We start from the raw sequence: 17,667 nt of genomic DNA on the forward strand, positions 1-17,667 counted from the left end.
TGGAAGCCAGGGGCTGTTTTTTTATATTAGTTAGAAATATTTGTTTGAAAATTGTGAAATTAACGTTTGAAGCATAGCAGAAAAGGATATAGTAAAAATAACTATGCTTCTGATAATTGGTTGCATAGTACCCGCCCCGGAGAAACACATCCTATTTTGGAAAGAAGGCGGAGAAATGAAAAAGGTTGCTGGATCCATGTTAACTGGTGCGCTGGTGTTTAGTTTAGCTGGAGGAGGCACAGCGTTGGCCGACAGTCATGATACGGAGGAAGGCGCATCGGAAGACAGCGGGATGGTAAGAATTGTTCACGCCTCTCCTGATGCACCCGAGGTTGATGTTTACGTTGATGGAGAGGCTGTAGTCGAAGGGGCGGCCTTCAAGGATGCAACTGATTATTTGGAAGTACCGGAAGGTGAGCGCGAGGTAGAAATATTTGCTGCTGGTGAAGAAGGCGAAGGCGATCCCGTATTGTCCGGCACACTTGATGTGGAAGAGGGCGAAGCTTACACAGCAGCAGCCATAAACACGCTGGAGGATATTGAGCTGAGCGTGCTAGAGGACAATCAGGAAGCAGCAGAGGGAATGGCGAATGTAAGAGTCGCACACTTTTCTCCTGACGCTCCAAACGTTGATGTCGCGGTAACAGACGGAGACATTTTGTTTGAAGACGCTCCGTTCACCGGAGTGACGGATTATATGGAAGTGGAAGCCGGATCCTATGATCTCGAAGTACGTCCGACAGGAACCGAGGATGTAGTACTCGACCTTGCCGGCACAGAGCTTGAAGAAGGCATGAACTATTCCGTGCTTGCAGTTGGTTTTGCAGAGGGAGATCCGGAACTTGATGCGATTATACTGTCCACCCCTTCGAGTGAAAGTATGCCATCTGAAATGCCACAGACTGGAGCAGCTGGAACTGATAACATGATGATGTATGGATTGGCTGGCCTGTTGGCTGCTGGTCTTGGGGTTGGATACTATGCACGCCGCCGCGCGGGCGCTTCTTCATAGTATTCTCTTCGCTATCCTGATTCTTTTTTTAACCGGAAGCTCAGAGGAATTCACGGAAGCAGAAACAGCATATTCGGAAGCGTCGATAGAAGGGGCAGAGGCTTCGGAGATCGGGAAGCGGACAGAAACGCAAAAAGTTTCATCGTCGCAGTCGATTTCACCGGCAGAAATCAGAATAAGCTCAATTGATCTGGAAGCGGCAGTGGATAATATGGAATATACTGAAAACGGCGGTATGGAAGTACCGGATAACGGGGAGGAAACCGGCTGGTTTTCGCCGGGGTACAAACCGGGACAGCAGGGGAATGCGGTCATCGCAGGCCATGTGAATGACCGCTCCGGTCCTGCGGTATTTTACCATCTCGATAAGCTCAAAAAGGGAGACTTAATTGAAGTAACCGGTGATAACGGAGAAACGATTACGTTTGAAATGGAATCCGCCGCATCTTATCCGTATGACGATGCTCCCATTCAGCAGATTTTTGGTGCCTCCAGCGAACGGACGCTGCAGCTGATCACGTGCACTGGAGAGTTTGACAATGATGCCGGCACGCATCGGGAGAGATTGGTGGTCACCGCCTCGGTGGTGGATGAATAACGAAAGCCTGCTTTTGATTGAACAAAGCCTGAATCATGGACACAGTAACAGGTGTTCACGATTCGGGTTTTTTGTGTTTAACGACAGTTGCTCTGTTTTGGCAGGTTACATTCGGCCGGCAGGGATATGGGTAAGCGTCGAAGAGGAAGCAAAAGCAGATAAAAAAGATAGTTAAACGGGAAAGATTTATGTATGATAGAAAAAATAGGAGGAATATTTTTCAAGCCGGAAATAGTTGTTCACGAGCAGTACTACCTTTTGCAGAATCGAGCGATGTGTAATGACTTTTCTATCATGGTTAATGCGGTTCATGACGCCTCCGCAGATTCTTGCCTCCGGCTTTCTTGTTGTCATTACCCTGGGGACGGGACTGTTAATGCTTCCTGTATCCGTCACGAGCCCGATCAGCGTAATTGATGCGTTGTTTACAGCAGCGTCTGCCACGACCGTAACTGGCCTCGTGACGGTCAGTCCGGGAAACGGCTTTACGGTTTTTGGTCAGACTGTAATTATGGTCATGATCCAGCTAGGCGGGCTTGGGTTTATGGCGGTCACGGTTTTTATTGTGCTTCTGCTCGGTAAACGTATTGGTCTGCGCAGCCGGCTTCTCGTTCAGGAGTCACTGAATCAGCCGGCGATGGGTGGGGTCGTGAAGCTTGTGCAGATTCTCGTCATTTTTTCTTTGAGCGTGGAATCGCTCGCAGCCGCCGCACTCGCCACCCAGTGGGTGCCGGAGTACGGATGGGGTAGAGGCCTTTACTACAGCGTGTTTCACGCGGTCTCTGCCTTTAACAACGCTGGCTTTGCTCTCTGGGACAGCAACTTGATGCAGTACGCCGGCAATCCGGCGATAAATATTGCGATCTCCTCTTCATTTATTATCGGCGGCATCGGGTTCACGGTACTGTATGATGTGTGGGAAAAACGGAAATTCCGCACCCTGACGCTGCATTCGAAATTGATGATTGTCGGCACGCTGGTGCTGAATGCTGCAGCCGTGACTATTGTGTTTTTATTTGAGTATATTAATCCACAGACAACGACATCACTTTCGCTTGGGGAACAGCTGTGGACTTCCTACTTTCAGGCGGTGTCGCCGAGGACAGCCGGGTTTAATACCGTCAACATTGCCGATATGCAGATTCAGACAATCGTATTCATTATGATGCTTATGTTCATCGGTGCCGGCAGTGCTTCGACAGCAAGCGGGATTAAACTGACGACATTTCTGGTAATTATTCTGGCTGCAGTGAAATATATTAAACGCGAGGAAGATTTAACCGCCTTTCGCCGGCGTATCGCCCCGGCCATTATTGAACGGGCGCTTGCGATTACTGTACTCGGATTTGCTGTCGTTTTTTCGGGGATATTTATTTTGTCGCTGACCGAGCAGGCGCCTTTTGAATACATTGTATTCGAAGCCTTCTCGGCATTCGGCACGGTTGGCCTTACGCTGGGACTCACGGAGGATTTAAGCATGATCGGAAAAGTGGTAATTATCCTCATCATGTTTGTCGGCCGGGTAGGCTCAGTGACGCTGGCCTTTTCACTGGCCAAGCCGAAAAAAACGCACGTACGCTACCCGCAGGGCGATATTTTTACCGGATAAAACCAGTAGCCTGAAGATATAAAAAAGCAGCCGTGTCCCAAAAAGCGCCGGGAAGCGGCTGCTTGTGTGTATACCCGAATATCGGGACTATAGTTTGCATAAAAATTGCAGGGAAAACAGAAAAACATATAATATAAGGAACTTTTATGGTAATATAGTCATTCATTTATAAAAAGGAGGTGAAAAGATGTATAGCTTCTTAAACTTTAACAAAATGATTACACCGATGATTATTAAAATAATCTTTTTTATCGGGGTAGGGCTGTCTGTTCTAATTGGAATATTCCAAATCGGTGCGGGTGTTACCAGTGATTTTGGCGGAGGCTCCCAGGTGCTGCTTGGATTGATAACTCTTGTACTCGGGCCGTTATTTACCAGAATTTACTGTGAGCTGTTGATTGTTTTCTTCAAAATGCAGGAGTCGCTGTATGAAATTAATACAAAGCTGTCAAAATTTGAATCGAAGAATCCCGGGGACTTATAACATATTCATTTTATTATTCCTGTGAAAGATTGATATGTTAAAAAAACATGGAAAAACCGTGTCTAAAAAGACGCGGTTTTTTTGATGTCTGCAGAATAGCTGCTTAATAATAGTCTGTTAATTCGCCCGTTTTTCCTCCCAGAGCCGTTTGCGCTCCTCAATACTCACTTCCTCATACACCTGATGGAGCATCCATATATAGCCAAAGGAATCCATAAAAACAGCATTTGCTACGCCGTGGTCAGGCAGGTTCGTGACGGGCTGTACTTCACTGCAGCCAGCATTGATGGCTTTGTCGTAGGTCGCCTCGATGTCTGGAACCGTGATATTAAACCAGAGTGTTTTCGGGTCATCCGGGGTGGGAGCGGTTAAATGGAAGGCCGGGTTTTCATCCAACAGATGGAAAGGGACATCATACAAAGTGAAGAGGACTTCATTTTCACCCCGGGAAAAGTCGGAAACCTCCACCGTCTCAATATCAAATATTGTTTGATACAACTCCAGGGCTTTTAAACTGTCGGTAACCACCATATCGATTTCGACGCCGACCATAATACACACTCCCTTTCCAGGTTAATAAATATCCCCCAAACGAGTTAGTACAAGTGTATTACTGATTTCTACTCCTGGTATGAAATTTCCTTTTTTCTTCGAGTTATTCCTGAAACTCTCAATAGGATAACTATTTCACCCATTGTGTATAACGTAATGAATATTGATTTTTATATGAAAATATTTTTACATGTTTCAATTTGTCATGAAAAGGAAATGAAAAACCATGTAAATAAGTTATGTAAATAAAGGAGATTTTCAGGATGACACAGGATCCACGCAAACAGTATTATCATAATGACTATCCGAAGCAGTACCAGGATCCGCCTGGAGTGCAGAAATATATGAATCCACAGCCGGACTGCGGCGAAAGCAGCTATGAGGGCACCGGACAGCTGAAGGGACGAAAAGCGCTTGTTACCGGCGGCGATTCCGGTATCGGCCGGGCGGCAGCTATTGCGTACGCCCGCGAAGGCGCCGATGTGGCGATTAACTATCTGCCGGACGAGGAGCCGGACGCCCAGGACGTGAAGGAAATGATTGAACAGGCCGGGCGTAAAGCAGTGCTTCTGCCGGGAGACCTCAGAAGCGAAACGTTCTCCCGCGAACTCGTGCAGTCCGCAGTGGATGAACTCGGTGGCCTGGACATTCTGGCACTTGTCGCCGGCAAACAGCAGGCCGTAAAGGACATTGCGGACCTTACGACCGAACAGATCGTTTCCACGTTTGAAACGAATGTATTTTCCATGTACTGGATGACACAGGAAGCGCTCCCGCATATGCCGGAGGGCGGCTCGATCATAACAACGACTTCCGTTGAAGGCTACGATCCGTCGCCAATGCTTCTGGATTATGCAGCGACCAAAAGTACTATCATCGGGTTTACGAAAGCACTGGCCAAGCAGGTAGCCTCCCAGGGCATCCGGGTAAACTCGGTCGCGCCGGGGCCGTTCTGGTCTCCGCTCCAGATTTCCGGCGGCCAGCCGGCCGAAAACGTCCCTAAATTTGGAGAAGAGACGCCGGAGACGCCTCTTGGGCGTGCGGGTCAGCCGGCGGAGCTTTCCGGCATCTACGTATTCCTTGCCTCCGATCAGGCAAGCTATGTGACCGGTCACGTATACAGCGCGACCGGTGGCTTGAACGCCAATTAATTGAGACAGACAAAAAGCCCCCATCTCCCGTTAATCCGGGAAATGGGGGCTTAATTTTTAGGACAGCTTTTCTTCCTGTGCCTCGGGTTCCTCTGCCTGCTTGCGGGCAACGTGGGAGCTTCCCCACTCGTGCATTGCTTCGAGTATCGGCTCCAGGCTCCGGCCGTATTCAGTAATGGAATATTCTACCTTGGGCGGAATTTCCGGGTAAATGACGCGCTGGATAATATCCTCATCCTCGAGCTCGCGCAGCTGCTTGGTGAGCATACGCTGGGTGATGCCCGGCATTTTCCGTTTTAATACACTGAAGCGCTGTGTGCCGTCATTTAGCAGATGCACAAGGATGACAGGCTTCCATTTGCCGACAAGGATACCGAGCGCCTCCTGAAACTGACAGAATTCGACTTCTTTTTTCATTAATGCCACTCCTTAGTACGATTTTATAAAGCAGGTATGTAGTTATTTGCTTGCATGCAATTCAGTATGTACATACTACCACGTTCCACCTGTAAAACGAACTGTTTTGCTTACACTCTTCTAAAGCCGCCATTGGTACCCTCAAGGGAACTATACCACTTTTAAGTGCGTACTTGTTTTCACAGGCAGAGCGGCTAAAATAATAAGAGCAGAGAAAAATTAAACATTTAAGAAAAAGAGGGATAGCTGTGAACGTATTATTAGTAAAAGCAAATAACCGCCCGGATGGCATTTCCACGAAAATGTACGAAACGTTTCTGGAAAACGTCCAGAACGCGGGCGCATTGAACGTCGAGACCTACGACGTGTTTGAAGAGGATACGCCGTATTTTGGCCAGGACTTCTTTGACGCTTTCGGGCGTCTCGCGACAGACGGTAAGCCAACTGAAATGGACCGCCGGGTGCTTGCCGCCAAGCAGAAAGCAAAGGATGCCTTCAGCGCTGCTGATCTGGTTGTCTTCGCCTTCCCGCTGTGGAACCTCACAATTCCGGCCAAGCTGCAGACCTTTATTGACTATATCGCTGAAGCCGGCTACACGTTTAAATACAGCCCGGAAGGTGCACTGATTCCGCTGATGCCGGAGAAAAAAGTGATCTTTCTGAACGCCCGCGGCGGCGTGTATTCCGCTCCGGAAATGGCCGGCATGGATATGGCGCTTGCGTACATGCAGAACATTTTTGGCGGTCTGTACGGCATGGATATCGTGGACGAAGTAGTAATCGAAGGTCATAATGCCAACCCGGACCAGGCAGAGGAAATCATCGACGCTGGACTCAAGGAAGTTGCGGAAGCCGCTTCCCGCGTGGCCTACCAAAAAGTATAACGAACCAATCAATCCGCCCGGCAGGAAACTGCCGGCGGGTTTTTTAATGGGAAAATGTAGAAGAAGGGGACATAAAAGGATATTTCTGCTAAACTGCATTTGTAATATTTTAGGTAATATAGGGTAGAGGAAGAGCATGGCAGTGGGCCAGAATCGAATACGTACGACGCTGGTTTTCGTCTTAAACGGCTTGGTTTTTATGTGGGTTTTTATTCTCAATATTTTGGCAATCACGGGGCAGAGTTATGTGGGAAATACCGCCATGTTCTTCCAATTATTATTGATAGCCAACGTTTGGATCATATGGAATTAAACCGGGGGGCGAAGAAAAGCATCAACCAGGCGGAAGCGGTATGGTTAAGAATATTGGCGGCGCTTTTGCTTATGAGCACGATGAGCTTCGTGCTTGCGGAGATACTTAATTAATTAAAAGAAAGGTGATAGCGTGCCAGAATTTTTTTCTGTAGCAGGAATTGTCGGTATTCTGCTGATTTTTTTGCTGGAGTTATGGATCGTACCAAAAGGAGCAGTAACCCTTAAAAAAACTAAAGGAAAGTATTGGTCCAATGGGATTTTGGGAGCTGTAATTGTGATGGTAATTGTACTTCCTTTCACGACAGAGGTGTATTCACAGAACTATTTTCCGCTATTTGTAATTTCTTCTCTCGTGTTGGTCGGAGCGGCAAAAGCATGGCTGGAATGGTATTTTGCCAGAGAAGCAAAAGAATATATTGTAACTAGTATAACCATTCTGTATTTTATTGTTTCTTATCTTGCGCTGGAGCTTCTATTTTAGTTGAAACGTAGTCAGTACAGCATAAGGTCTGCGAGAGCGATGATGCCAATTAATGCGGAAACAATGCTAATAAAAAAGGAATGCCAGTGCTTGCGTTCCTCAGGGATATTGCGCTTTTCTCTATGCCGTCAAGCAGGGACAGAAGGGCAAAATGAAAACCCAGTGCCGGGAAAACCCATGCCGTTTTTTCGGTACCGATGAAAAGAATAAAAAGAAAAAGCGTAAAAACGGTGATATAAATCTTAGTTTCCAGAAACTTTTCCTCCTGCATCCGGTAGTTGTTTCTTCGGTAGGAAACCCGTATTTTCTTTCGCATTCTATTATCAACAATTAGTGTAAGAAGAAAAATAATGAGAATGATTAATGCTGTAGTCACGGCAGAATCTCCTTTTTGTTAGAAATCAACTGAAAAAAATTAATGCTGTTACAGATATACATGTTTCTTTTTAACCGTACGAAGGGTCAGTATAACTGGTCATTTATTTTCCTATAAGGAGGCTTTTCAATGAATGTCCGGCAAATAATACTTTTAGCTTCATTAATCATATCAATCACTGTAATTATGGGCATGAACTATTTTGAAAAGGAAAACCTGTTCACTATGATACCGCTCGCTATGGTGGCAGTAATAGGATCGGGATGGCTTACAGCTGATGTTATTAAAAATAAGCGGCTGCAGAAGAATTGATGAATCTGTTGGTGTTATTAATCCCCGTGGTGCTCGTATCCTTCGCTTTATATGCAGTGCTTGAGCCGGCGAACTGGAAAATACATTTGCTGTTTACATTCGGATATGTATTTGTTGCAGGGGTGGTCTCTCTAGTAAGTGCAGTTATTGCGGGGGCGCGAAGCGGGGCATTTGAGTTAGGAGATATCAATTATACATTTACTACAATTACTGTTTGCATGATCGTCGGCCTTGGCGGCTATTCGCTATTTCGAGAATATTTATAACGAAATGTTCCTGCTTTTAAAAATAAAGGGAAATATCCATATTTATGTGTAAATATAGAGGCAGAAAAAACATTTTATCGTGAAAATTTGTTTGAAATATTAATAGTTCGGAAAACATATATGTATGAGCGATTTATAGTCAGCAGAAATATTGATTCAGCGACAAACGACTGGAGCTGATGAAACGATTAAAGGAGATGATTACATGGCAGAGAAAAACGAAAATAATAAGGAAAATAAGGGATACGGCTGGGTGGCTACAGGCAGCCTGATTGGCGGATCACTTCCGCTTATTACACGTAAAATCAAAAAAGGCCTGACGCCGGACGGCGACGATAAAGGCAAGAAAAAAGATAAAAAGAAAAAATCGAAAAAACCGCGTTATATTTTAAACAAAAAGAAGAGTACACCGAAAAAATTGGCGAAGCAGAAAAAACTTCTGAAGAAAAAGGCAAAAGGCAAGCTGCCGAAAAAGCTGAAGAAATAGTAACTCTGAACCACCCTTCCCTGTCGACGGGAGGGGTGTTTTTTCTAAAATTTTTTTGCAAAAAATAGTTTAATATCCATAATGAGCGTATATAATTAATAATGAAAACACCATTACTTCGAACAAGGAGGAATGCATGATGGCAGATTTAACACCTAATCGCCGTAATCGAGGGTTTTTCCCGGACCTCTCCCGTGGTTTTGGATTTGGAGATTTGCTGAATGACCGGTTTTTGGAGCCTCTTCAGGACATGAACAAGTTTAAGCTGGACGTTCGTGAAGAAGATAAAGAATATGTAGTCGAAGCAGAGCTCCCTGGCTTTCGCAAGGAAGATATCCGGGTGGAATATGAAGCACCGGTGCTTTCGATAAGTGCGAAGCGCGAGGAAAAGCAGGACATCGACCATGATGACTACGTGCACAGAGAACGCAGCTACGGTGAATTCCGCCGGCGCCTAACACTTGAGAATGTTAAAGATGATGATATCCAGGCTTCTTTTGAAAATGGCGTATTGAAGCTGCAGCTGCCAAAAGAGGAAAAGCGGTCTGTAGATAAAAAACAAATCGACATTCAATAAGAATGTTACAGTCATACTGTAAATATTCGTATTTGCGCTTGAATGTGTTGAAAGTACTGGCAAAACCGCATGAAACGCTTTGAAGCAAGAGGAATTACCTGCGTTCATATAGAAGGCGGTAATCTCATTGTAATATTTCGTGACAAATTCTGGTGGGTAAACCGCTGTTTATATCTTTGCGAAGCTTTGAAGCAGGCCATAAGGCCTGCTTTTTTTACATAAAATGAAAGTTTATTAAGAGGAGATTACAACTAAATTAATGCTGTTGATATTTTTAGGTCCCCGCGTCATAATCGGAAGCGTTGTGTTTGAGAGAAAGCACATAAGTAATTCAGCAATCAACTACATTTAACAACCAACCTATCCACGAAGCAGTGACGTAAAGGTAAGTAATCATATAGGCAAACAGTTCATTGGGCATCGTCATCAGGACGAAAAAAATATCTTTACCTCGGAGGTTGAATCAATATGATGAAAAAAACATTATTTGGAACAGCAATTACAGCAGGCGTAGTATTCGGAGCACCACAGGCAGCGGACGCATCCATCAGCGACCACGGGCAGTTGGACAGAGGAGACGTTAACTCTTCCGTTGCAGAACTTCAGGATAAATTAAAAGAAGAAGGCTACTTTAGTGGAAACACCGGTTCCACATTCGGACCGGAAACAGAAAGCGCAGTTAAAGACTTTCAGGCAGACAACGGTATTTCTTCTTCTGCCGGCAGCTACTTCGGCGTAGCAGGTCCGGAAACACAGGGAGCTCTTGAAGGTTCTTCATCTGAATCTTCCAATGACAGCGGAGAAGTTCAGGGAGAATCAACTTCCGAAAGCAGCAATAGCGGCGGCGAATCCATGACAATGGAAGCCACAGCATACACGGCTGAATGTGCAGGCTGCAGCGGCATCACGGCAACTGGCAAAAACCTGAACAACGACCGTGACGCGAATGTCATCGCCGTAGATCCGGACGTGATCCCACTCGGCTCCACTGTAGAAGTGGAAGGCATGGGCACGTATAAAGCAGAAGATACGGGCGGCGCGATTAACGGTGACCGTATTGATGTGCACGTACCTAACACATCTGAAGCAAATTCCTTCGGCCGTCAGGACGTTGAAGTAACAGTAGTCGACTAATCAATAGCACGAAGCAAAAATCCTCTCCAGAGCTGGAGGGGATTTTTTTGTTTCTACATTTCACCTGGAACATATATTAAAAATCAGGAAAAACGTTTAGAATATGAAAGAGACCGAAGGAAAAGCTTTAATAAAATTGTTAGGCCGGAGGAAAAAGATGATACATATCGAACAGGCCGGACCGTCGCATGTTTCCGGCATTATTTCTGTCTGTACGAAAGCGACCTGGGCGACGTACCGGGGGCTGTGCAGTGATGATTATCTTGAGCGCGTGTGCCGGGAGTTTTATAATGAAGCCAGGGTGCTCGATGAGGTGAAGCATACAAGCCTCGACTGGGGAGGATATTTTACAGCCGTGGAAAACGAAGCAGTAATAGGAGCTGCGGGCGGCGGCATGACAGGGGAGAAGGAATCTGAACTGTACGTGCTGTATCTGGACCCGGATCGCCGGAACGAAGGTATAGGCACAATGCTGCTTGATATTGTGACAAGCCAGCAGCAGAAATGGGGGTCTGCGGAGCAGTGGGTGTCTGTGCAGAAGGGCAACCAGCTGGCGATTCCCTTTTATGAAGCCAAAGGATTTATGTACGAAGGAGAGCGTATCGGATATGCGAACACGGAAGACGAGGATTATGTATCGCTCCGGTACAGACGTGCTATTTAAGATAGAAGAAAAACAGCTGCGAACCGGGCAGCCCAAGGAGGAAGAACATGCTTATCATGCTCATGGTGCTGGGCTTCGCCGGTGTGTTGACAGCGGTCAGCTTTATTCCTAACAGCCGGGTGAGGAAAATCTCCATTTACAGCAGCTATGCGTTGTTTCTTACAGCGCTCGCGATTTTAACGCTGGGATAGCCTCGGCGAAATTATAAAACAGGCGTTTTGTTGTACTGCATGTAACTGTTTTGGTTATAATTGACAATAGAAACGGAGGAATGACAGATGAAAGCACTAGTAACCGGAGCAACAGGTAAATTAGGTTCCCAGGTGATGCAGTCGCTGCTGAAAAAGATGCCGGCGGAGCAGCTGGCCGTCAGCGTCCGGAATCCGGACAAGGCCCAGGAGCTGAAGGAAGCAGGGGTGGACGTGCGCCGCGGCGATTTTGACGATCCGGAAAGTCTAGACGAAGCGTTTGCCGGCGTGGACCGGCTGCTGATTATATCAACAGATGGAGACAACGACACAAGAATCCAACAGCATACGAACGCGGTAGAAGCTGCGGCGCGCGCGGGTGCTTCCTTTATTGCCTACACAAGCATCGGCCATGCTGAAAGCAGCACGATGTTTTTGGCTCCGCCGCATCGAGCTGCCGAAAATGCGATCATTGAAACCGGCATTCCGCATGCGTTTCTGCGCAACAACTGGTACCTCGAAAACGAAGTGCCGGGCATTCAGGGAGCCATGAACGGGGCGCCGTGGGTTACTGCTGCCGGGAACGGCCGGACAGGGTGGGCGCTGCAGCTCGATTACGCAGAAGCAGCAGCCGCCGCTCTCGCAGGAGAGGGAGAACAGCAGTCGGTATACGAGCTTTCCGGCCGCCCGTATACTCAGGACGAGCTAGTAAGCATACTTGGAGACGTGCTCGGAAAAGAGATTCCAGTGCAGCACGTGGACGACGATGAATATGCGGAGATCATGAAGGAAGCCGGCATGCCGGAGGCGGTGGTGCCAATGCTTGTAAGCATCCAGCAGGGCATCCGCAGCGGATCGCTCGACATTGAAAGCAATGATTTTGAAAAGCTGCTCGGCCGTCCGGCCACACCGATGCGTGACGCGCTTGAACATCTCGTGCGGACGCTTCCGGCCGAGTCTTAATTACGACAACGCCTCAAGCCGTACGCTTTTGGAGCGCGGGAGCTGATTGCAGCCTCCCGCGTTTTTTCGTGAAGAGGGAAAACGCGATGCATCCGCCGATGACGATGGCGCTGCCTGCCGCCTGCGGCCAGGTGAGGTGTTCGTCAAAAAGGGTAAAGGCAAGCAGGGCGGTAAACAGCGGATTAAAGTTTAAAAACAGCCCGGAGGTTGTCGCTCCCAGATGCTTCACGCCGATTCCCCACAGCACCATACAGATAATCGTGGCAATGATGCTTAAAAACAGCATTGACCCGATAAATGCGGCATCGATCTGATGGACCGGAGCCTGAAAGCCGTTGATCGGAAGCAGCAGGAGTAAGCCGAACAACCCGGAGTAGCAGACCGACATCATCGGAGATACCATGGTGGTCGCCCAGCGGCTGCAGATCGAGTAGAGCCCAAAAACCAACACCGCCGCAAGCATCCACACATCGCCGGAGGCAAAAGAGAAGCCAGCGAGGCTTCCGCCGCTCACGACGAGCAGTACGCCGGCGGTGGAAACGAGCATGGCCGTGATTTGTGCGCCGCGCAGCCGTTCACGGAGAAGAAGCGCTGAAAACAGGGCGATCGACAGTGTATTAATCGTCGAGATAATACTCACGCTGGTGGCATTGGATGAATCAAGCGCGGTGAACTGAAGAATATTAAATAGGGCGACGCCTGTGATTCCCATCAGAAGCAGCGGTACAATCGCTTTTCTGTTGGGAAGCAGGCGTTTTTCTGTGACCAGAATGATTGGCAGCAGGAAGAGAACGGCGATGCCGTAACGCAGAATCGTCAGTGTCACGGGTGAAGCGTAGGCGGTCAATCCCTCGCCGACGATAAAATTGCTTCCCCAGCATAGGCTTGCGAGCAGCAGCAGTGCGATGTATTTCATGCGTTTTCCCTCCCGTAGTGTTGTACGGAATAAATGTATCATGTAAAATGATTGTATAACATATTATTCTGTATAAATTAATTAATTCAAAATATTATTCTCCAATCAAAATTTATAAAGAATTTATTTTTGTTTAAGGGAAAGAAAACACGTGGAAAACGAATATTATTCGGGAGGGAAACGCATGCTCGATGAGGTGGATGTACATATTCTTGATTTACTGCAGACGGAAACGAGGCTCAGCAACCTGGAGCTTTCCCAGCGGGTGAACCTTTCCGCGCCGGCGACCCACGCACGGGTCAAACGGCTGGAGCAGGAAGGGTATATTGATTCGTATACGGCGATCCTCAACCAGGAAAAGCTCGGGTATGATCTTTTGTGCACGGTATTTATGAGCACGAGTATTCACCAGACGCAGGAGTTAAACGAGCTCGAACACCGTTTATCGGAAATGCCGGAGGTGATGGAGTGCTACTGCATGACCGGCTCGTTTGATTATATGCTGAAAACGATCCACCGCAGCCGCAAGGAGCTGGAGGCTTTTATCCGGGAGCTGAACCAGCTCGGCGTGTCCCAGCTTCAGACGAGCATCGTGCTGCGGGAGGTAAAGGCTTCGACGGTGCTGCCGCTGCGGAAATAAAGCATTTTTTAACGGACTTGATTAAAATAAAGTTCGTTGTCCAAAACCATCAGCCAACGGAGGAAATTCAGATGCATACCGAAGATTTTATCAGCATTATGATCCATCAGACCGATTTGAAATTAACAAGCTTTATTAAAGAAGAACTGCAGGAGTTTAATCTGACTCCGGAGCAGAACCTGATCATGATGCTTCTATGGGAAGAAGACGGCCGCACCCAGAATGATATCTCGCGCAAGCTGCAGAAGGATAAAACCAATGTCGCTCGGATGGCTGCACAGCTTGAAAAAAAGCAGTTCGTGCGGAGGGAGGCGGGGACCGAGGATCAGCGGGCCATGCAGCTGTTTGTGACAGAGGAAGGCAGGCAGCTGCAGAAAAAGGTACGCCCGGCAGCCGAGCGGTTCAATGCTGCCGTGACGAAGGGAATCAGTACAGAGGAGCTCAAAGCGCTTGAACAGACGCTTGTCAAAATAAATAAAAATGTTTCGGGAGCTCTCTGGGAGGAGTAGATTCTTTGCAGGAGCCGGAAAAATATGTTGTACTTAAGATGCAGATTAAATGAAGTGAATATATTTTTTAAGGCATTAGTTGCTATGCATACTAAATTGAAAGTGAGGGGTTGTGCATGGAGCATCAACAGCATTTGTTTCAGCGCCGGATTCGTGATAAATGGACGGTACAGTACGAGGAATTCGGTTTTCCTTCCATTCAGAAGGGATGGGTGCTGCCGGTGGACCGGTGGAAGGAGTTTGATCCGTTCATTTTAATGGCCGAGGACTGGTTCAAGAAGGGCACGTTCCCGGATCATCCGCACCGTGGCTTTCAAACCGTGACGTATGTGGTGGACGGACGGCTTGAGCATATTGACAACGGCGGCGGCCGCGACATTCTCGAGCCCGGCGACATGCAGTATATGAATGCCGGCTGGGCGGCCCGCCATGCGGAAGACGGGGTGGAAAATGATATCGCCCATACGCTTCAGCTGTGGCTGAACCTGCCGAAGAACCAGCGAAATACTGAAACTATTTACCAGAATGTGTACGGGGAAGAAGCGCCGATCGTCCAAATTGACGGCGGGTATTTAAAGGTTTTTTCCGGAACTATCGCCGGGGAAGAAGGACCCCTGAACTCGCTCGTTCCCATCACGCTGACCGAAATTAATTTATCGGAGGGCGCCGAATACGTACATCAACTGCCGGAAAACCATAATGCCTTTCTTTATACACTTTCCGGCAGTGCCGATGTAGCGGATGGGACCGTCAACAAGCATGACGTCGCGACGCTTACCTTCGAGGAGGACGGAGATACGGAAGCGCTCTCGACGCTCCGTATCAAAGCACACAAGCGGCGGACCAGACTGCTCGTGTATTCCGGCGAACCTATCCGTGAAGAGATTGTACCGTACGGTCCGTTTGTGATGAGTAGTATGGAAGAAATCAGGCAGGCGTACCGGGACTTTCACGAGGGAAAATTCGGACCGCCCGCAGAGTAGGCTGAACAGAGTGTCATTCAATATGAAGGAGATGGAGCAGAATGGATGTACTGACAGCAATTCATTCACGTCGCAGTAACGGACTAGTAGAACAAACCGAAGTACCCGAGGATGCCATCGCGCAGGTGCTCGAAGCCGGCACCTGGGCGCCCTCGCATCACAAAACGGAGCCGTGGCGGTATTTCGTCATGACCGGTGACGGGCGCAAGCAGCTCGGGGAAGCGATGGCCGCCATTGTCGCGGAGGGTATGACGCCGGAAGAAAAAATGGAAAAGCAAAAGAATCTTGAAAAGCAGAAGGAGAAGCCGATGCGTGCACCGGTCGTGATTGCAGTGGCGGCCGAGCCATCTGAGGAAGAGCGGGTGGATACCCTGGAAGAGTACGGCGCAGTATACGCCTCCATCCAGAATATGCTGCTCGCTGCACATGCCCTTGGGCTGGCGGCCTTCTGGCGCACCGGGGCGCACTGCTATCATCCGAAAATGAACGAATTGTTTGGACTGGGATGGCAGGGAAAAGTACTCGGACTGATTTATATCGGCTATCCGATGCGGGAGATGAAGGAAGGCCACCGGAAGCCGGTGGAACAGGTGACCACCTGGATAAGGGAATAGTAATGGCATATAAAAAGCAGACAGCGGTTTGGTCCCGCTGCCTGCTTTTTCTTATTTTTCATCGTGCTTTTTATTCAGCTGCTCGCGCAGGTTCAAACGCTGCTGCAAGTATTCCCGCAGGGAGATTTCTTTTTGGACCCATTGCTGTTTTAGAGCATTAAGCTGGTTTAAAAGATGATGTTTGTTCATACAATCCTCCTGCAACGATATTTCAATTGTATTGTATCCGCATAACAAATATTTAAAACCTTGAATTAAATGTGAAAATGAATGAAAATTATAAAAACGCAATATTTTAAGTTTGAGTATTGAGACTGACTGGGAATATGGTAATAAATACAAGCCAAAGCGGCGGAAATGTCGGGAATCCATAAGCCTGCAACATAAGCCAAAAAGTACCACGAGGGAAAACCTCTGTGCTTTTTGGCTTTTATTTTTATAAAAAATAAGAGGTGAAATGGATTGAAACAATATAATCATATCCTGGCAGCGCTTGATGTGCTCAGTAACCCTAATGTTGATGCCTTTGACGAAGCATGCCGTGTCGCGGTTAAACACGATGCCGACCTGACGCTTGCCTATGTGTTTCATTATAATGAATATTCCTCGCTTGGATGGATGGACCCGATCGGTATCAGACGACTGTATGCAGAAGCCGAATACCGGCTCGAAGCGTACCGGAAGAGGGGGGAAGAAAAAGGAGTACCGCGGGTAAAAACCGTCCTGGACAATGGAGTTCCGAAAAAACGCCTCGTGAACCAGCTCTGTGAAAAAGTTGATCCGGATCTTATCATTGTCGGGCAGTCCGGCGGCAACGCCCTCGGGCAGGCGATACAGGGAAACACCACCACAAAAACGGTGCTGAAGCATGCTCCCTGCGACGTTCATGTCGTTGACCCCGCGATCGCTTCGATCCAGCGAGCGCACACCGCACCGCTTCAGTAAATCAAAAGAGTCCCAGCGGAGTGACCCCACTGGGACTCTTTATGCGTCATTAAAGAGTGTATTGGTTTTTATCGTCCCATTTTTGTTTAATCACTGGAAGGTCACTGACGGTAGTGATGATAAGCTCTTCATTGCGAAACGAGTTTAAGCTGGCGAGCAGTTCATCCTCCGAACAAAAATAAACGGGCTCCTTGCTGCCGAAGCGTGAGCGGATATCGGCAGCTGTTCCTATGTATACCTGGTTTTTGGGGCGTTGAAGTACATATGCAAAATGGTCGATGACAATGACCTCCTTTAAAGGGACTTACAGTAAGAATAGCACTTCAGGGGTGAAAGGGAAAGCAGAAGGCCTGGAATTTGAATAGAATATGGATAGTAAAGAAAACGGCTTGAGCCTGGCGGAAGCCATATTTAAGCCGTTTTTGAATTGTACAAGGCTTTACGTTTCACCGGGTCTTGAAAAAATAAAACAGAAAATGCCTAAAAGAAGGGCGGAAACCGCTATAGCCCAGTACGTAAACAATAAGCTGACGAGAGTGAGAGTGCCGAACCAGATTTGAAAAAAACGGCGTTCGTTCATAGCTTCACCT

Annotated in this window: 28 protein-coding genes; 21 read left to right on the top strand and 7 right to left on the bottom strand. The window is 47.7% G+C overall.

Going from position 1 to position 17,667, the window contains the following annotated elements; genetic code table 11:
- The first annotated feature begins 175 nt into the window (after positions 1–175).
- Complete coding sequence (locus Q9M42_RS01900) at positions 176–1,012, top strand: DUF4397 domain-containing protein (protein ID WP_322524838.1); 837 nt, start codon at positions 176–178, stop codon at positions 1,010–1,012.
- On the top strand, positions 981–1,610 hold the full coding sequence (locus Q9M42_RS01905) for a class F sortase (RefSeq protein WP_322524839.1): 630 nt from the start codon (positions 981–983) through the stop codon (positions 1,608–1,610). Before Q9M42_RS01900 ends, Q9M42_RS01905 begins: the two co-directional genes overlap by 32 nt.
- Before the next feature lie 186 nt (positions 1,611–1,796).
- On the opposite strand, the gene Q9M42_RS01910 is transcribed toward Q9M42_RS01905, so the two are convergent.
- A complete protein-coding gene (locus Q9M42_RS01910; protein WP_322524840.1) occupies positions 1,797–1,922 on the bottom strand; it encodes a hypothetical protein in 126 nt (41 codons plus the stop codon).
- Between Q9M42_RS01910 and Q9M42_RS01915 the strand changes: the two genes are divergently transcribed.
- The gene (locus Q9M42_RS01915; protein WP_322524841.1) at positions 1,912–3,219 is read left to right on the top strand and encodes a TrkH family potassium uptake protein; all 1,308 of its coding nucleotides are present in this window, start codon (positions 1,912–1,914) and stop codon (positions 3,217–3,219) included. The two genes, Q9M42_RS01910 and Q9M42_RS01915, sit on opposite strands and share 11 nt — an antisense overlap.
- Positions 3,220–3,406: 187 nt before the next feature.
- Complete coding sequence (locus Q9M42_RS01920; RefSeq protein ID WP_322524842.1) at positions 3,407–3,703, top strand: DUF4282 domain-containing protein; 297 nt, start codon at positions 3,407–3,409, stop codon at positions 3,701–3,703.
- A 117-nt stretch (positions 3,704–3,820) separates the two neighbouring features.
- On the opposite strand, the gene Q9M42_RS01925 is transcribed toward Q9M42_RS01920, so the two are convergent.
- A complete protein-coding gene (locus Q9M42_RS01925; protein WP_322524843.1) occupies positions 3,821–4,255 on the bottom strand; it encodes a VOC family protein in 435 nt (144 codons plus the stop codon).
- 263 nt (positions 4,256–4,518) lie between these two features.
- On the opposite strand from Q9M42_RS01925, the gene Q9M42_RS01930 reads away from it, so the two are divergent.
- The gene (locus Q9M42_RS01930; protein WP_322524844.1) at positions 4,519–5,406 is read left to right on the top strand and encodes an SDR family oxidoreductase; all 888 of its coding nucleotides are present in this window, start codon (positions 4,519–4,521) and stop codon (positions 5,404–5,406) included.
- Positions 5,407–5,463: 57 nt separating this feature from the next.
- Here Q9M42_RS01930 and Q9M42_RS01935 read toward each other — a convergent pair whose 3' ends face one another.
- A complete protein-coding gene (locus Q9M42_RS01935; protein WP_094908374.1) occupies positions 5,464–5,823 on the bottom strand; it encodes a winged helix-turn-helix transcriptional regulator in 360 nt (119 codons plus the stop codon).
- Between the two features lie 248 nt (positions 5,824–6,071).
- Here Q9M42_RS01935 and Q9M42_RS01940 point away from each other — a divergent pair, with 248 nt between their 5' ends.
- The 3 genes from Q9M42_RS01940 to Q9M42_RS01950 all read left to right on the top strand — a co-directional run bounded on the left by Q9M42_RS01940 (position 6,072) and on the right by Q9M42_RS01950 (position 7,503).
- The gene (locus Q9M42_RS01940; RefSeq protein WP_322524845.1) at positions 6,072–6,707 is read left to right on the top strand and encodes an FMN-dependent NADH-azoreductase; all 636 of its coding nucleotides are present in this window, start codon (positions 6,072–6,074) and stop codon (positions 6,705–6,707) included.
- 201 nt (positions 6,708–6,908) lie between these two features.
- Entirely contained in the window at positions 6,909–7,133 is a 225-nt protein-coding gene (locus tag Q9M42_RS01945) for a hypothetical protein (RefSeq protein ID WP_322524846.1), read from the top strand.
- Positions 7,134–7,152: 19 nt separating this feature from the next.
- Complete coding sequence (locus Q9M42_RS01950) at positions 7,153–7,503, top strand: DUF4181 domain-containing protein (RefSeq protein WP_322524847.1); 351 nt, start codon at positions 7,153–7,155, stop codon at positions 7,501–7,503.
- A gap of 49 nt (positions 7,504–7,552) precedes the next feature.
- Here Q9M42_RS01950 and Q9M42_RS01955 read toward each other — a convergent pair whose 3' ends face one another.
- A complete protein-coding gene (locus Q9M42_RS01955) occupies positions 7,553–7,879 on the bottom strand; it encodes a hypothetical protein (protein ID WP_322524848.1) in 327 nt (108 codons plus the stop codon).
- A 129-nt stretch (positions 7,880–8,008) separates the two neighbouring features.
- Between Q9M42_RS01955 and Q9M42_RS01960 the strand changes: the two genes are divergently transcribed.
- The 8 genes from Q9M42_RS01960 to Q9M42_RS01995 all read left to right on the top strand — a co-directional run bounded on the left by Q9M42_RS01960 (position 8,009) and on the right by Q9M42_RS01995 (position 12,470).
- Positions 8,009–8,191 (top strand): hypothetical protein, encoded by a 183-nt coding sequence (locus tag Q9M42_RS01960; RefSeq protein WP_322524849.1) that lies wholly within the window; start codon positions 8,009–8,011, stop codon positions 8,189–8,191.
- A complete protein-coding gene (locus Q9M42_RS01965) occupies positions 8,191–8,457 on the top strand; it encodes a hypothetical protein (RefSeq protein ID WP_322524850.1) in 267 nt (88 codons plus the stop codon). The genes Q9M42_RS01960 and Q9M42_RS01965 overlap by 1 nt, the downstream gene beginning before the upstream one ends.
- Before the next feature lie 151 nt (positions 8,458–8,608).
- Positions 8,609–8,944: a hypothetical protein gene (locus tag Q9M42_RS01970; RefSeq protein ID WP_322524851.1), complete on the top strand. Its 336-nt coding sequence runs from the start codon at positions 8,609–8,611 to the stop codon at positions 8,942–8,944.
- A gap of 139 nt (positions 8,945–9,083) precedes the next feature.
- Positions 9,084–9,521, top strand: coding sequence for an Hsp20/alpha crystallin family protein (locus Q9M42_RS01975; RefSeq protein ID WP_322524852.1), 438 nt, complete (start codon positions 9,084–9,086; stop codon positions 9,519–9,521).
- Positions 9,522–9,989: 468 nt separating this feature from the next.
- Positions 9,990–10,655: a 3D domain-containing protein gene (locus tag Q9M42_RS01980; RefSeq protein ID WP_322524853.1), complete on the top strand. Its 666-nt coding sequence runs from the start codon at positions 9,990–9,992 to the stop codon at positions 10,653–10,655.
- 157 nt (positions 10,656–10,812) lie between these two features.
- Positions 10,813–11,319 (top strand): GNAT family N-acetyltransferase, encoded by a 507-nt coding sequence (locus Q9M42_RS01985; RefSeq protein WP_322524854.1) that lies wholly within the window; start codon positions 10,813–10,815, stop codon positions 11,317–11,319.
- Between the two features lie 47 nt (positions 11,320–11,366).
- A complete protein-coding gene (locus tag Q9M42_RS01990) occupies positions 11,367–11,510 on the top strand; it encodes a hypothetical protein (RefSeq protein WP_322524855.1) in 144 nt (47 codons plus the stop codon).
- A gap of 87 nt (positions 11,511–11,597) precedes the next feature.
- On the top strand, positions 11,598–12,470 hold the full coding sequence (locus Q9M42_RS01995) for an SDR family oxidoreductase (RefSeq protein WP_322524856.1): 873 nt from the start codon (positions 11,598–11,600) through the stop codon (positions 12,468–12,470).
- A 13-nt stretch (positions 12,471–12,483) separates the two neighbouring features.
- Here the strand turns inward: Q9M42_RS01995 and Q9M42_RS02000 are convergent, their stop codons facing one another.
- Positions 12,484–13,386: a DMT family transporter gene (locus Q9M42_RS02000; RefSeq protein ID WP_322524857.1), complete on the bottom strand. Its 903-nt coding sequence runs from the start codon at positions 13,384–13,386 to the stop codon at positions 12,484–12,486.
- A 184-nt stretch (positions 13,387–13,570) separates the two neighbouring features.
- Between Q9M42_RS02000 and Q9M42_RS02005 the strand changes: the two genes are divergently transcribed.
- The 4 genes from Q9M42_RS02005 (at position 13,571) to Q9M42_RS02020 (ending at position 16,132) form a co-directional block, all read left to right on the top strand.
- Positions 13,571–14,026 (top strand): Lrp/AsnC family transcriptional regulator, encoded by a 456-nt coding sequence (locus Q9M42_RS02005; protein ID WP_322524858.1) that lies wholly within the window; start codon positions 13,571–13,573, stop codon positions 14,024–14,026.
- 71 nt (positions 14,027–14,097) lie between these two features.
- A complete protein-coding gene (locus Q9M42_RS02010) occupies positions 14,098–14,535 on the top strand; it encodes a MarR family winged helix-turn-helix transcriptional regulator (RefSeq protein ID WP_322524859.1) in 438 nt (145 codons plus the stop codon).
- 116 nt (positions 14,536–14,651) lie between these two features.
- Positions 14,652–15,518 (top strand): pirin family protein, encoded by an 867-nt coding sequence (locus Q9M42_RS02015; protein WP_322524860.1) that lies wholly within the window; start codon positions 14,652–14,654, stop codon positions 15,516–15,518.
- A gap of 41 nt (positions 15,519–15,559) precedes the next feature.
- Positions 15,560–16,132, top strand: a complete 573-nt coding sequence (locus tag Q9M42_RS02020; protein WP_322524861.1) for a nitroreductase family protein — start codon at positions 15,560–15,562, stop codon at positions 16,130–16,132.
- A 51-nt stretch (positions 16,133–16,183) separates the two neighbouring features.
- Here the strand turns inward: Q9M42_RS02020 and Q9M42_RS02025 are convergent, their stop codons facing one another.
- The gene (locus tag Q9M42_RS02025) at positions 16,184–16,321 is read right to left on the bottom strand and encodes a hypothetical protein (RefSeq protein WP_322524862.1); all 138 of its coding nucleotides are present in this window, start codon (positions 16,319–16,321) and stop codon (positions 16,184–16,186) included.
- Positions 16,322–16,594: 273 nt separating this feature from the next.
- On the opposite strand from Q9M42_RS02025, the gene Q9M42_RS02030 reads away from it, so the two are divergent.
- Positions 16,595–17,077: a universal stress protein gene (locus tag Q9M42_RS02030; protein WP_322524863.1), complete on the top strand. Its 483-nt coding sequence runs from the start codon at positions 16,595–16,597 to the stop codon at positions 17,075–17,077.
- Positions 17,078–17,516: 439 nt separating this feature from the next.
- Here the strand turns inward: Q9M42_RS02030 and Q9M42_RS02035 are convergent, their stop codons facing one another.
- Positions 17,517–17,657, bottom strand: coding sequence for a hypothetical protein (locus tag Q9M42_RS02035; protein WP_322524864.1), 141 nt, complete (start codon positions 17,655–17,657; stop codon positions 17,517–17,519).
- Between the last annotated feature and the right edge of the window lie 10 nt (positions 17,658–17,667).

This window comes from Marinococcus luteus (genome assembly GCF_034497705.1).
GTDB classification, from domain to species: domain Bacteria; phylum Bacillota; class Bacilli; order Bacillales; family Marinococcaceae; genus Marinococcus; species Marinococcus luteus_A.

Bases quoted from the DNA above. Each gene is read 5' to 3' on its own strand.
- Q9M42_RS01960 (WP_322524849.1), top strand. From the start codon at position 8,009: ATGAATGTCCGGCAAATAATACTTTTAGCTTCATTAATCATATCAATC.
- Q9M42_RS01990 (WP_322524855.1), top strand. From the start codon at position 11,367: ATGCTTATCATGCTCATGGTGCTGGGCTTCGCCGGTGTGTTGACAGCG.
- Q9M42_RS01935 (WP_094908374.1), bottom strand. From the start codon at position 5,823: ATGAAAAAAGAAGTCGAATTCTGTCAGTTTCAGGAGGCGCTCGGTATC.
- Q9M42_RS01930 (WP_322524844.1), top strand. From the start codon at position 4,519: ATGACACAGGATCCACGCAAACAGTATTATCATAATGACTATCCGAAG.
- Q9M42_RS02015 (WP_322524860.1), top strand. From the start codon at position 14,652: ATGGAGCATCAACAGCATTTGTTTCAGCGCCGGATTCGTGATAAATGG.
- Q9M42_RS01985 (WP_322524854.1), top strand. From the start codon at position 10,813: ATGATACATATCGAACAGGCCGGACCGTCGCATGTTTCCGGCATTATT.
- Q9M42_RS02035 (WP_322524864.1), bottom strand. From the start codon at position 17,657: ATGAACGAACGCCGTTTTTTTCAAATCTGGTTCGGCACTCTCACTCTC.
- Q9M42_RS01975 (WP_322524852.1), top strand. From the start codon at position 9,084: ATGGCAGATTTAACACCTAATCGCCGTAATCGAGGGTTTTTCCCGGAC.
- Q9M42_RS01920 (WP_322524842.1), top strand. From the start codon at position 3,407: ATGTATAGCTTCTTAAACTTTAACAAAATGATTACACCGATGATTATT.
- Q9M42_RS01905 (WP_322524839.1), top strand. From the start codon at position 981: ATGCACGCCGCCGCGCGGGCGCTTCTTCATAGTATTCTCTTCGCTATC.
- Q9M42_RS01900 (WP_322524838.1), top strand. From the start codon at position 176: ATGAAAAAGGTTGCTGGATCCATGTTAACTGGTGCGCTGGTGTTTAGT.
- Q9M42_RS02010 (WP_322524859.1), top strand. From the start codon at position 14,098: ATGCATACCGAAGATTTTATCAGCATTATGATCCATCAGACCGATTTG.
- Q9M42_RS01980 (WP_322524853.1), top strand. From the start codon at position 9,990: ATGATGAAAAAAACATTATTTGGAACAGCAATTACAGCAGGCGTAGTA.
- Q9M42_RS02000 (WP_322524857.1), bottom strand. From the start codon at position 13,386: ATGAAATACATCGCACTGCTGCTGCTCGCAAGCCTATGCTGGGGAAGC.
- Q9M42_RS01995 (WP_322524856.1), top strand. From the start codon at position 11,598: ATGAAAGCACTAGTAACCGGAGCAACAGGTAAATTAGGTTCCCAGGTG.
- Q9M42_RS02005 (WP_322524858.1), top strand. From the start codon at position 13,571: ATGCTCGATGAGGTGGATGTACATATTCTTGATTTACTGCAGACGGAA.
- Q9M42_RS01925 (WP_322524843.1), bottom strand. From the start codon at position 4,255: ATGGTCGGCGTCGAAATCGATATGGTGGTTACCGACAGTTTAAAAGCC.
- Q9M42_RS01915 (WP_322524841.1), top strand. From the start codon at position 1,912: ATGCGGTTCATGACGCCTCCGCAGATTCTTGCCTCCGGCTTTCTTGTT.
- Q9M42_RS02025 (WP_322524862.1), bottom strand. From the start codon at position 16,321: ATGAACAAACATCATCTTTTAAACCAGCTTAATGCTCTAAAACAGCAA.
- Q9M42_RS01965 (WP_322524850.1), top strand. From the start codon at position 8,191: ATGAATCTGTTGGTGTTATTAATCCCCGTGGTGCTCGTATCCTTCGCT.
- Q9M42_RS01910 (WP_322524840.1), bottom strand. From the start codon at position 1,922: ATGAACCGCATTAACCATGATAGAAAAGTCATTACACATCGCTCGATT.
- Q9M42_RS02020 (WP_322524861.1), top strand. From the start codon at position 15,560: ATGGATGTACTGACAGCAATTCATTCACGTCGCAGTAACGGACTAGTA.